The organism is Massilia sp. BAP21, from assembly GCF_057801335.1.
Genome location: NZ_CM173596.1, coordinates 1,053,570 through 1,065,812 on the forward strand (window position 1 = coordinate 1,053,570; position 12,243 = coordinate 1,065,812).

The window sequence follows — 12,243 nt, forward strand, 5'->3', positions numbered from 1 at the left end:
TCAGTGAAGAGGTGGGGCTGCGCGAACCGATTTCAAGTGTACCGGTCCGGCGTCAGTGATAACAATTGATCGTATGGTGAGCTACTTAACCATGATCGCAACTGACCCAGGTGTTCGCCGCTGGCCAGGCCGATGAACAGGCGTTTCGGCCGCTGGCGCAAGAGACGGTTCAATGTAACACGCATCACGAGATTTCCCGCGCAGCACAGGCAACCGGGCGCGATGCGTGCGAGCAGCAGCGTGGGAGAAGGTTCCAGCAGGAGTGTGCCGTCGGGCAGGCCTTCGAGGATGACGGCGGTTGCGCCCTCCTCCGCGCCCGGATCGAGCAGGGCGGCAATCGCCGCCTCGCGCCGGCCGGCGCCGGCGCCCGTGACGATGGTAGTCGGGATGGGAAGCGAAGCGCCGGCGCGGGCGCCGGCAGCCGTCACCCGCCGCGCTTGCCGAGCTTGCCCGGCTCGACGCCCAGTTGCTTGAGCTTGCGGTACAGGTGGGTGCGCTCGAGGCCGGTCTTTTCGGCCACGCGCGTCATGCTGCCGCCTTCGCGCCCCAGGTGGTGCTCGAAGTACATGCGCTCGAAAGCGTCGCGCGCTTCGCGCAGCGGCAAGTCGAACGACAGCGTATAGCCTTGCGTTTCGCCGTGGCCGACCACGCCCACGCGCGCGCCGTTCATCGGCGCCGGCATCGGCGGCGGTGCGTACATCGGGCTGCTTGCCACCGGCATGGCTTCCGCTACCGGCGGCGGCATCACCGGGCGCGGCGGCGGGCTCGGCGCGCGCGCCACTTCCTGGGCGCGGGTCAGGCCCTGCTGCACGGCCTTCAGCAGTTTTTGCAGTGCAATCGGCTTTTCCAGGAAATTCAGGGCGCCGATGCGGGTGGCTTCCACCGCGGTGTCGATCGTCGCATGGCCCGACATCATGATGACCGGCATGGTCAGCAGGCCGTCGCGCTGCCACTCCTTGAGCAGGGTGACGCCGTCGGTATCGGGCATCCAGATATCGAGCAGGACCAGGTCGGGTGCGCCGGCCGCGCGCGCTTCGCGTGCCTGCTGCGCGTTTTCCGCCAGCGTGATTGCGTGGCCTTCGTCTCCCAGAATTTCCGAGAGCAGCTCGCGGATGCCCATTTCATCATCAACTACGAGTATGTTCGCCATCTTTGCCTTCCGTCTCCGCCCGTTTTAACGTTCGTGATTTTATGCCTGATTTACACTTCGGCCAAGTTCGCCTCTTGTGCTAACTTTAACAGCAAAATGAATACCGACGCGCCACTTCCGTCCGGACGGTTCTGGATATCGATGCGGCCGCCGTGTTCGTCGATGATCTTCTTCACCATCGGCAGGCCGAGACCGGTGCCGCGCGCCTTCGATGTGACGTACGGTTCAAAGGCGCGCGCCAGGATTTTCGGCGCGAAGCCGGGGCCGTTGTCCATGATCGCCAGGCGCACCGCGGTGCCGGCCGTGCCGTCGGCGCCGGTGTAGTGGATGATCTCGGTGGCGACGTCGATGCGCGGGGCCGGCGCCGCCGTGGATGCATTCTGTCCGCGGTCGACCAGCGCATCCTGGGCATTCTGCAGCAGGTTGTGGATCACCTGGCGCAACTGGGTGGCGTCGCCCATCACCTGCGGCAGGTCCGGCGCCAGCGCGGCGTGGATGATGTCGGAGGCATCCTCGGCCAGGTAAAGATTCAGGATCTGCTCGATCAGCCCGTTCAAGTCGAGCGGCTCGAGCACCGCCGGCGGCGTGCGCGCGTAGTCGCGGAAGTCGTCGACCATGCGCTTCATGGCGTCGACCTGGTTCACGATGGTGGAGGTGGCGCGCGCCAGCAGGGCGGCGTCGCCGGCTTCCAGCTTGTCTTCCAGCTTCATCTGCAGGCGCTCGGCCGACAGCTGGATCGGGGTGAGCGGGTTCTTGATTTCGTGCGCCAGGCGGCGCGCCACTTCGCCCCAGGCCACCGAGCGCTGGGCCGAGATCACGTCGGAGATATCGTCGAACACCACGATGAAGCCGCTGCCCGCCCCCACCGGCAGGCGCGAGCCGCGCGCCAGCAGGGTGGTGTCGTGGTCTTCACCCGGACGCGGGATCTCGATCTGCTGCTGCCAGTGAGTACGCTGGCGCGCGCCGGCGGCCGACTGCGCGCTCTGCGCCGAAAAGGCGCGCGTCACGCAGTTGGCGAACACTTCCAGGCCGCCGATCTTGTGCAGCGGGCCGGCCAGGTTGCAGTGCTCCATCTGCAGGATGCGGCAGGCGGCGTCATTGGAATTGACCACCGTGCCTTCGGCGTCGAGCACCAGCACGCCGGCCGACATGTTGGCCAGCACCGACTCCAGGTGGGCCTTGGCGCTTTGCAGGGCCGAGCGGTTGCGCTCGACGGCGCTCCTGGCCTCGAACAGCTGGCCGGTCATGGCATTGAAGGACTGTGTCAGCGTGCCCAGTTCGTCGCTGGTTTCGACGATCGGACGCGGCGACAGATCGCCTTCGGCCACCGCCTGCGTGCCCTCGGCCAGGACCAGCAGCGGCTGGGCCAGGTTCCCGGCGATCAGCACCGCGCTGCCGATGGCGCCGAAGATCGCCAGCAGCAGGGTCAAGGTCAGGGTGCGGATGTACATCTGCTGCAGGCCTTCGCGCGCCACCGAGCGCTGGCGGTATTCGCTGAAGGCGCTGCGCAGGACCTCGGCATTCGTGGCCAGGTTCACCGGCACCGCCTGCATCATCTGCAGGTAGCGCGGCGCCATGCCGGGCGGCTCGGGCACGGCCAGCACCACGCGCAGGCGCAGGCCGGTGGCGGCGTCGAGCGCATTCGTGGTGTCGTTGCCGGCCTCGCGGAAGTCGAGTTCGATGCCGCCCTCGGGCCGCGCGTAACCGCCCGGCATGGCGGCCTGGCGCAGCATCTGCGGGCTCGGCAAGTCGGGAGTAAGGTCGGCGCGCCGGTCTTCGCTGGCGCTGGCCACGAGCTTGCCGTCGGCGTCGAGCAGCATCGCGCTCTGCATGCCGTCGATGCCGTGGATCGCCTGCGACAGCGCCAGCTGGGCGCCGAAGTCGCTCTGCCCCGACAGCGTCGCCGACACGGTCTGGGCGCTGGCCACCAGGTCGGCCTGCGCTTCGTCGAGCGCGGCGCGGCCCAGGTTCAGGCCCGAGGACAGCGCCGCCTCGATCTTGACGTCGAACCAGGATTCGATCGAGTGCGAGACGAACTGCACCGACACCATGAAGATCACCAGGCCGGGCAGGATGCCGATGCAGGCGAACAGCAGCACCAGGCGCGCCATCAGGCGCGAGCCGAAGCGCTTGGCCTTGTAGCGCGAATACAGGCGGCCGAGGGCCACCACCACCAGGATCAGCAGCAGGAAGGCGATGGTGGCGTTCAGCCCCAGCAGCCAGGAGTAGTAGCGGTCGAAGAAGCCGGAGTTGTCGGAGGCCGAGGCGAGCAGGAACAGCAGGATCGACACCACCGCCCCGCCGACCACTAGCGCGTAGCGCAGGGCCTGGTTCACGCCTGCCTCCCTTTACTCCGCACGGTAGTTGAACGTCTTCCTGTTCGAGGCAAGGCGCCAGTCGGCATTCGAAAAGGCGCTCACCTGCAAGGGTTTTTGCAGGTAGTCGCGGTCCATGAACATGCGCAGGCTGACTTCATAGGTCTCGCCATGCTTCAGGGCGCCCTTGGGGGCGATCGACCAGCGGCCCGGGCGGCGGATCTGGAACATCGCCTCGTCCAGGGTCTGGAAGGTTTGCTGGACGCTGCCCACCGCCGCCACGTAATACTGGCGCAGCAGGACGTCGTAGGAAATGCTGACCGTGCGCTTGGCGAACACGGCGCGCTCGTCGCGCCAGTACCAGCGCGGGCGCACGAGTTCGATTTCGGTGGTGAAGTAGAGCTTGACGCCGTGCTGCAGGGCGTCCTCGAGTTCGCGGCTGAGGTCGAACGAGTAGTTGGCGGCCAGGCGGTAGCCATCGTCGCCGGCCTCGATTTTCGCCATCGTGATGTCGATCCCGTCGGCCGCCTGCGCCGTTGCGCACGCGAAGACCAGCAGCAACTGGCAGGCGAGGAGGCGGAAAAATCGTAAAGTCACAGGTGGCCGGAACCTAAATTAATCGAGCGTGTTATCGAGCATTACTGCGGGAGCTTCCTACGCCCCCTTCTTGTGGAAGAGCGCATAGAACAGACCGTCATGATCGAGCCCGGCGCCACTCACGGGAAGCAGCTGGCCTGGCGCATCGAGGCGGGTGGCGTCGTTGTGGCGCGCCGCGAACGCGGCCGCCTGCGCCTCCGATTCCTGGGGCCAGAGCGAACATGTCACAAACAGCAATTTACCATCGGGCCGCAACATCTGCCAAAGATTGTCGAGTATCTCCGCGGAAAGTGTTGTAAGTTGGCGCGTGTCGGTCTTGCGGCGCAGCCAGCGGATATCCGGGTGGCGCCGCACGATGCCCGAGGCGGTGCACGGCACGTCGGCCAGGATGCGGTCGTACTGACGGCCATCCCACCAGTCCCGGGCCTGCGCTTCGGCCGCCACCAGCGTGGCCTCCAGGCCCAGGCGGCCGAGGTTATCGCCCACGCGTTTCAGGCGCTGCGGGTCGGCGTCGACCGCGGTCAGCTCGACGTCGGCCAGCTCGAGGATGTGGCCGCTCTTGCCGCCCGGCGCGGCGCAGGCATCGAGCACGCGCATGCCGCGCTCCAGGCCGAGCAGCGGCGCGGCCAGCTGGGCGCCGGCATCCTGCACCGACACCAGGCCGTCGTGGAAGCCGGGAATCTGGGCTACGTTCACGGCCTGCTTCAGGCGCAGGGCCTGCGGGCCGACCTGGTCGAAAGCCACTCCCTCTTCCCGCAGCCGCTGGCCATAGTCCTCGACAGAGGTCTTGCGCGTATTCACGCGCAGGGTCAGCGGCGGATGGGTGTTGCCGGCCGCGAGGATGGCTTGCCACTCCTTTGGATAGGCGGCGCGGGTGGCGTCGATCCACCACTGCGGGTAGTTCCACTGCGCGAACGGATCGGCCAGCGCCTGCTTCACCAATTGTTCGCGCTCGCGCAGGAAGCGGCGCAGCACGGCGTTCACCATCGCCTTGGCGTGGGCGAAGTCCGGGTGGCTGGCGGCGGCCGTGACGGCCTGGTCGACCACGGTAAAGGCTTCATAAGGCGCCTCGCCCTCGGCCGGGTCGAGCAGGGCCAGGGCGCAGCACAGCAGGCCGGACAGCTGGGGCGCGTCCGGCGCCTTGGTCGTCATCAGGCCGAGCAGGGTTTCGCTGCGCCCCATCTGGCGCATGCTGCGGTAGGCCAGGTCCTGGATCGCGCCGCGCGCCTGGGGCGTGACGGCGAAGACCGTGAAGACGTGCGCCAGGGCCTGCGGCAGCGCGGTCCCGGCGCCGACCTGGGCGATGGCGTTCGACGCGCCCAGCAGGGCCAGCGCCAGCGAATCGGCCGGCAGGTCCGGCACGTAGTCGGGCTGGAACTGCTGTTTCACTTCGTAGCTGGGTTTCAGCCTGTCCTGCGGCTGTTCGCGCGGCGGACGCGGCGGCGCGGCACGCTTGACCTCGGACGCCCTGCCCTGTCCTGCACCTGGCTTCGTGCCCTGCGCGGCCGGCTTGCCGGCGGGCTTGGCATACTGGGCCGCGGGATTGGCCGGCTTGCGCGGCGCCGGCTTGGCGGCACTGCCGGACTTGGGTTTGATGGTGAGCGTGGGGCGCTTGTCGGTCATGGTGACGGGTCAATACGGAAAGGCGACATTGTAACGGCACAGCCTTTGGCTGCGCTTAAAGCTCGCTTGCAGCCCGGCCGCCGGGCATATTCGGCGTTGCAGCAAACCAGTATAATGAACCTTGATTGCCGTGGCCGCGCGCCACCGCTCCATTCGAACTCACCGCACACCACACTATGCTCGCCCAACAAAAACAAGCGATCGTTGCCCTGTTCCAGGCCGCCCTGGCGCCGATCGTCGCCGGCACCGACCTCACTCCCACTCAACAACAGCTGAACATCGTCCTGGAACGCCCGCGTGATCCCTCGCACGGCGACGTCGCCTGCAACATCGCCATGCAGCTGGCCAAGCCCCTGAAGACCAACCCGCGCGAACTGGCCACGCGCCTGGTTGCCGCCCTGCTGGCCGACCCGCAGGCCGCCGGCCTGGTCGAAGCGGCCGAGGTGGCCGGTCCCGGCTTCATCAACCTGCGCGTGGCCGCCGGCGCCAAGCAGGCCGTGGTACGCAGCATCCTCGAGCAGGGCCAGGCCTTCGGCCGCGGCACCTCGGGCGCGGGCCACCACGCCATCATCGAATTCGTCTCGGCCAACCCGACCGGCCCGCTGCACGTCGGCCACGGCCGCCAGGCCGCGCTGGGCGACGCCCTGTCCTCGCTGTTCGAGGCGCAAGGCCACCAGGTAACGCGCGAGTTCTACTACAACGACGCCGGCGTCCAGATCGCCACCCTGGCCACCTCGGTCCAGGCGCGCGCACGCGGCGTCAAGCCGGGCGACGCCGCGTGGCCCGAGTCCGCCTACAACGGCGACTACATCCAGGACATCGCCGACGACTTCCTGGCGAAGAAAACCGTGTCCGCCAGCGACGGCGAGCCGGCCACCGCCAGCGGCGACGTCGAAGACATCGAATCGATCCGCCGCTTCGCCGTTACCTACCTGCGCAACGAGCAGGACATCGACTTGCAGGCCTTCGGCGTCAAGTTCGACAACTACTACCTCGAGTCCTCGCTGTACGCCGACGGCAAAGTGGACGAAGCTGTCCAGGCCCTGGTCGACGCCGGCGTCACCTACGAGCAGGACGGCGCCCTGTGGCTGAAGACCACGGATTACGGCGACGACAAGGACCGCGTGATGCGCAAGTCCGAAGGCGGCTACACCTACTTCGTGCCGGACGTCGCTTACCACATGCAGAAGTTCCGCCGCGGCTTCGACCAGGCCATCAACATCCAGGGCAGCGACCACCACGGCACCATTGCCCGCGTGCGCGCCGGCCTGCAGGCCGTGAACATCGGCATCCCGCAGGGCTACCCGGACTACGTGCTGCACAAGATGGTCACCGTCATGAAGAACGGCGAAGAGGTCAAGATCTCGAAGCGCGCCGGCTCCTACGTGACCGTGCGCGACCTGATCGAATGGTCGGGCAACGGCGACATCACGCGCGGCCGCGACGCCGTGCGCTTCTTCCTCATCTCGCGCAAGGCCGACACCGAATTCGTGTTCGACGTCGACGTCGCTTTGAAAACCTCGGACGAAAACCCGGTGTATTACGTGCAGTACGCCCACGCGCGCATCTGCTCGGCACTCGGCAACTGGGGCGGCGATGAAGCCGCGCTGGCGAACGCCGATTTGTCGCTGCTGACCACGCCGCACGAGGCGAGCCTGCTGTCGAAGCTGGCCGCCTACCCGGAAATGCTGGCGCGCGCCCAGGCCGAACTCGGCCCGCACCAGGTGGCCTTCTACCTGCGCGAACTGGCCGGCGAACTGCACAGCTACTACTTCGCCCACAAGTGGCTGCTCGACGACGACGAGCCGCTCAAGCTGGCGCGCCTGGCCCTGGCCACCGCGACCCGCCAGGTGCTGCGCAACGGCCTGGCCCTGATCGGCGTGTCCGCGCCGAACAAGATGGAACGCGCGCCCGCCGACGATACGCCGGCAGCCGATCAACCAGCATAAGCATAAGCATAGCGACCATGACCGCCACCATTCGTTTCCCTTCCCGCCAGCGCGGCAGCACCCTGACCGGCATCATCATCGGCCTGATCATCGGCCTGGGTATCGCGGTGGCGGTTGCGCTGATGATCACCAAGGGCGCCTCGCCCTTCACCGACCGCTCGAACAAGATGGGCCGCCCGGCCGATCTCGACCCGAGCCAGGCCAACGATCCGAACAAGCCGCTGTACGGCAGCCGCGACGCCGCGCGCCAGGCCAACAAGCAGCTGGCCGAACGCGAGGCCGCCAGGGCCGCCGCGCCCGCTCCGGCCCCGGCGCCGGCGACCGAAGCCGATCCCCTCGGCGAAGCCATCGCCGGCATGAGCGAGGCCGCCGAGCGCAAGCCGGCCACGCCTGCCGCCGCGCCGGCGCCGGCCCCCGCGCCAGCCGCCGCCGCGGCCGCACCGAATGCGGCAGGCGCCGCAACGGGCGGCGACGACCGCTACGTGTACTTCCTGCAGGCCGGCGCCTTCCGCGAAATGTCGGACGCCGAGAACACCCGCGCCAAGCTGGCCCTGCTCGGCTTCGAGGCCGCGATCAGCGACCGCACCAGCGACAGCGGCGTGCTGCACCGCGTGCGCGTGGGCCCGTTCAGCCAGGTCGAAACCGTCAACAAGGCGCGCGCCAAGCTGCTCGACAGCGGGATCGACGTCGCCATCGTCCGCAACCAGAAATAACCCTCAGGAGAATTCGATGCACATGCTTCGCCGCCTGCTCTGCAGCGCCCTCGTCCTCGGTTTTGCCTGCAGCGCGCTTGCCGCCCCGGGCCCGCAAGCCGCCCCGAAAGAAGGCGTGCAATACCAGGTGCTGCCGCAGAAACAGGAAACCCAGGCCGGCAAGGCGGTCGAAGTCACCGAGTTCTTCGCTTACTACTGCCCGCACTGCGACGCCTTCGAGCCGAAGCTGGCGGAGTGGGTCAAAAAGCAGGGCAACAACATCGTCTTCAAGCGCGTGCACGTGCCCGCCGGCCCGCGCGTGGTGCCGCAGCAGCGCCTGTTCTACACGCTCGAAGCCATGGGCCTGCTGGAGCAGTACCACCAGAAGGCCTTTGCCGCGATCCACCAGGGCCGCATGCGCTTTGCAGACGACAACGAAGTGATCGAGTGGGCGGCGAAGTCCGGCATCGACCGCGCACGCTTCACTGACACCTACCGCTCGATGGGCGTGAGCGGCAAGCTGCGCCACGCCAGCGCGATGATGGAAGCCTACCGCGTCGACCACTGGCCGTTCGTGGCGATCGACGGGCGCTTCGTCACCTCGCCTTCGATGGCCAATCAAGGCGGTTCCGACGCCCAGACCGAAGCCGAACAGCAGCAGGTGGCGCTGGGGGTGATGGACGCACTCGTCGCAAAAGCCCGCGCGGACAAGAAATGACCCTGGCAGCGGACAAGGCATGACCCTCGCGGGCCGGACGGAGCGCGTCTTCATCACCGGCGCCTCGAGCGGCATCGGCGCCGCACTGGCGCGCGAGTACGCCGCGCGCGGCGCCACGCTGGGCCTGGTGGCGCGCCGCGGCGAGCTGCTGCGTGACCTGGTCGCCTCGCTCCCCAACCCCGAACGCCACCGCAGCTACGCGCTCGACGTGCTCGACCACGCCGCCCTGGCCGCGGCGGCCGCGGACTTCATCGACGCCTGCGGTGGCGCCGACATCGTCATCGCCAGCGCCGGCATCTCGCACGGCACCCTCACCGAACGGCCGGAAGACCTGCCGGTTTTCACTTCTGTGTTCGCCACCAACGTCAACGCCACCGTCGCCACCTTCGCCCCTTTCATTTTCCAGATGAAGGTGCAGGGCACGCCCTGCCGCCTGGTGGCAATCGGCAGCGTGGCCGGCGTGCGCGGCATGCGTGGCGCCGGCGCCTATTGCGCTTCGAAAGCTGCCGTGCACGCCTACTGCGAATCGCTGCGGCTGGAACTGAAGCGCTCGGCAATCCGCGTTGTCACCATCGTGCCCGGCTATATCGATACCCCCATGACCCGCAACAATCCGTTTCCCATGCCTTTCCTGATGCCGGCCGGGCGCTTCGCCGCCAGGGCCGTGGACGCCATCGCGCGCGGCGACAGCTACCGCGTGCTGCCCTGGCAGATGGGCGTCGTCGCCAAGGTGCTGCGCGCCCTGCCGAATCCCCTGTTCGACCTGCTGTTCTCACGCGCGCCGCAAAAGCGCCGCAAGGAGGCCGCATGACGGCCTTCACGATCGCATCCATGCATGCCGCCGATATCGCCGCCCGCTCGCAGGCGGGCGTGGCCGTCGAGGTGGTCGAGGAGACCGGCTCGACGAATGCCGACCTGCTGGCGCGCGCCACGGCGCTGGACGCGCCGCTGCTGCTGGTGGCGCGCAACCAGACCGCCGGCCGTGGCCGCGCCGGACGCAGCTGGCTTTCCTCGAGCGCGGGCTCGCTGACCTTTTCGCTGGCCTGGCGTTTCGAAGGCGGCGTGGGGCGCCTGGCCGGCCTGCCGCTGGCCATCGGCGTGGCGCTGGCCGAAACCCTGGATAAACTCGGCGTGCAGGTCGGCCTGAAGTGGCCGAACGACGTGCTGCGCGACGGCGACAAGCTGGCCGGCATCCTGATCGAAACCCAGAACGCGCCCGGCGGCGGGGTCTGGACCGTGATCGGCATCGGCCTGAACCTGCTGATGCCCGACGAAACCGAGGCGCTGCTCGGCCGCAGCATCGCTTCCCTGCCCTGGCTGGCGCGCATGGACCGCAATGAATTGATGGCGGCCCTGCTCGACGGCCTGGCCGGCGCGCTGCGCGAATTCGAGCACGCCGGCTTCGGCGCCTTTTCGGCGCGCTGGAACCGGCGCCACGCCTGGCAGGGCCAGACCGTGGTCATCCTCGACGCCGGCAAGACCTTGCACGAAGGCGCCGCCGCCGGTGTCGACGACACCGGACGTCTGCTGCTCGATACGCGCGAAGGCCGCATCACGGTGCTGGCCGGCGACGTGTCGCTGCGCGTGAAAGGCGCGCTGCAGGGATGAACGGCCCCCTGCTCCTGGTCGATGCCGGCAACACGCGCGTAAAGTGGGCGCTGGCCGCTGCGCAGGCGCAGCCGGGCGACTGGGTCGCCAGTGGCGCGGCCCTGCACGACGGGCTGGATGCCCTGGGCGCCGAGTGGCGCACCCGGCAGGTGACGCGGGCCATCGTCTCGAACGTCGCCGGCGGGGCGCTGCGCGCACGACTGGCCGCCCTGCTCGGCCCCATCGAGGTCGAGTGGTTCGCATCAAACGCCGAACGGGCCGGCCTGGTCAACGGTTATCGCGAACCGGCGCGCCTGGGCTGCGACCGCTTTGCCGCCGCCATCGGCGCGCGTGCGCTGGCGCCGGGCCAGGCGCTGGTGGTGGCCACCTGCGGCACCGCGACTACGGTCGATGCGGTAACAGGCGACGGCCGCTTCCTGGGCGGCATGATCCTGCCTGGCCTGGCGCTGATGGCCGGCGCCCTGGCGCGCAACACGGCGCAGCTGCCGCAAGCGGCGCCGGGCGCGGCACCTCCTCCCCTGTTTGCCGACAATACCAACGATGCCATCGTCTCGGGCTGCCTGTCGGCCCAGGCCGGCGCCATCGCGCGTGCGGTGGCGGGCCATGGCGGCGCCCTGTGCATCCTGTCGGGCGGCGCGGCGCCGATCATCGCACCGGCGCTGGAGGTGGCGCACAAGCTGGTCGATAATATCGTGCTGGTCGGCCTGCACGCGGTGGCGCGGGCGGAGGCGGCGCATCGGGGAGCGATGGATGGGAGCTGAAGCGTGGTGAAATTCGTATTCTGGGCTTTGCTGGCGGCGAACGCGCTGCTGTTCGCCTACGGGCGCGGCATGCTGGGCAGCGCCGACGGCGAACTGCGCGAGCCGGCGCGCCTGACGAAACAGCTGGCGGCCGACAAGCTGGTGCTGCTGTCGGGCGAACAGGCGCAGGCGCTGGCGGCCGCTGCCAAGGCCGAGGACGGCGCGGCGGAGGAAGAAGCCGGGGCGGAGGAAGCGCCGGCGCCGGCGGCGCCCGCACCGGCCACGCCCACCTACGCCTGCCTCGAGACCGAAGCCTTTGCCGCGCCCGATGCGCGCCGCTTCGAAACCCGCCTGGCGCGCCTGGAACTCGGCGCGCGCCAGATGCGCCTGGCCGTGCCCTACCAGGAAGTGACCAGCCACCTGGTCTACCTGCCGCCGAACGGCGGCAAGGAAGGCGCCGAACGCCGCGTGGCCGAGCTGCGCGAGCGCGGCATCAGCGATTACTTCATCATGCAGGGCGATTCGCCGATGCGCTGGGCGGTGTCGCTGGGCGCGTTCAAGACCGAAGCCTCGGCGCGCACGCTGGCGGCCGAGCTGGCGAAAAAAGGCGTGCAGGGCGTGCGCGTGCTGCCGCGCGGGCCGCAGTCGAACCGGTTTGCCTACCGCTTCCGCGATATCGACGGGGCGATGCGGGCGCGCATCCTCGAGGCGGGGCGGGGGATGGAGGCCACGGTTCTGCATATCTGCAGATAACGGGTTCATGGTTCGCCCACATGCCATACCGCGTGGGCACAAGTGCCCACCCTACCGTAGGGTGGGCACTTGTGCCCACGCCGTCGTACCGCTGCACA

Annotated in this window: 12 protein-coding genes; 7 read left to right on the plus strand and 5 right to left on the minus strand. The window is 68.7% G+C overall.

All coding sequences use genetic code 11. The features are described 5' to 3' along the window. Positions 1-32 precede the first annotated feature (32 nt). Genes ACWYRN_RS04635 through rsmB form a run of 5 tightly spaced genes read right to left on the minus strand, consistent with a single transcriptional unit; the run spans position 33 to position 5,685 of the window. Positions 33-428, minus strand: a complete 396-nt coding sequence (locus tag ACWYRN_RS04635; RefSeq protein ID WP_488691358.1) for a GTPase — start codon at positions 426-428, stop codon at positions 33-35. Next, positions 425-1,150: a response regulator gene (locus tag ACWYRN_RS04640; protein ID WP_488691359.1), complete on the minus strand. Its 726-nt coding sequence runs from the start codon at positions 1,148-1,150 to the stop codon at positions 425-427. Before ACWYRN_RS04640 ends, ACWYRN_RS04635 begins: the two co-directional genes overlap by 4 nt. 50 nt (positions 1,151-1,200) lie before the next feature. Next, complete coding sequence (locus tag ACWYRN_RS04645) at positions 1,201-3,486, minus strand: sensor histidine kinase (RefSeq protein WP_488691360.1); 2,286 nt, start codon at positions 3,484-3,486, stop codon at positions 1,201-1,203. Between the two features lie 12 nt (positions 3,487-3,498). Beyond that, entirely contained in the window at positions 3,499-4,062 is a 564-nt protein-coding gene (locus ACWYRN_RS04650; RefSeq protein WP_229438187.1) for a DUF4390 domain-containing protein, read from the minus strand. Between the two features lie 57 nt (positions 4,063-4,119). Beyond that, positions 4,120-5,685, minus strand: a complete 1,566-nt coding sequence (rsmB, locus tag ACWYRN_RS04655) for a 16S rRNA (cytosine(967)-C(5))-methyltransferase RsmB (protein WP_488691361.1) — start codon at positions 5,683-5,685, stop codon at positions 4,120-4,122. A 176-nt stretch (positions 5,686-5,861) separates the two neighbouring features. Between rsmB and argS the strand changes: the two genes are divergently transcribed. From argS to ACWYRN_RS04690, 7 genes are read left to right on the plus strand one after another with little or no spacing between them, the layout of a single operon-like run. Beyond that, positions 5,862-7,634 carry an arginine--tRNA ligase gene (gene argS, locus ACWYRN_RS04660; RefSeq protein ID WP_488691362.1) on the plus strand — a complete coding sequence of 591 codons (1,773 nt, stop codon included), beginning with the start codon at positions 5,862-5,864 and terminating at the stop codon, positions 7,632-7,634. A 17-nt stretch (positions 7,635-7,651) separates the two neighbouring features. After that, the gene (locus tag ACWYRN_RS04665; protein ID WP_488691363.1) at positions 7,652-8,347 is read left to right on the plus strand and encodes an SPOR domain-containing protein; all 696 of its coding nucleotides are present in this window, start codon (positions 7,652-7,654) and stop codon (positions 8,345-8,347) included. Positions 8,348-8,363: 16 nt separating this feature from the next. Further along, positions 8,364-9,044 (plus strand): thiol:disulfide interchange protein DsbA/DsbL, encoded by a 681-nt coding sequence (locus ACWYRN_RS04670; RefSeq protein WP_488691364.1) that lies wholly within the window; start codon positions 8,364-8,366, stop codon positions 9,042-9,044. A 19-nt stretch (positions 9,045-9,063) separates the two neighbouring features. Continuing rightward, on the plus strand, positions 9,064-9,855 hold the full coding sequence (locus tag ACWYRN_RS04675; protein ID WP_488691365.1) for an SDR family oxidoreductase: 792 nt from the start codon (positions 9,064-9,066) through the stop codon (positions 9,853-9,855). Then, positions 9,852-10,652, plus strand: a complete 801-nt coding sequence (locus ACWYRN_RS04680; protein ID WP_488691366.1) for a biotin--[acetyl-CoA-carboxylase] ligase — start codon at positions 9,852-9,854, stop codon at positions 10,650-10,652. The genes ACWYRN_RS04675 and ACWYRN_RS04680 overlap by 4 nt, the downstream gene beginning before the upstream one ends. Beyond that, positions 10,649-11,413, plus strand: coding sequence for a type III pantothenate kinase (locus ACWYRN_RS04685; RefSeq protein WP_488691367.1), 765 nt, complete (start codon positions 10,649-10,651; stop codon positions 11,411-11,413). The genes ACWYRN_RS04680 and ACWYRN_RS04685 overlap by 4 nt, the downstream gene beginning before the upstream one ends. 3 nt (positions 11,414-11,416) lie before the next feature. Next, positions 11,417-12,145 (plus strand): SPOR domain-containing protein, encoded by a 729-nt coding sequence (locus ACWYRN_RS04690; RefSeq protein ID WP_488691368.1) that lies wholly within the window; start codon positions 11,417-11,419, stop codon positions 12,143-12,145. Positions 12,146-12,243: the final 98 nt, after the last annotated feature.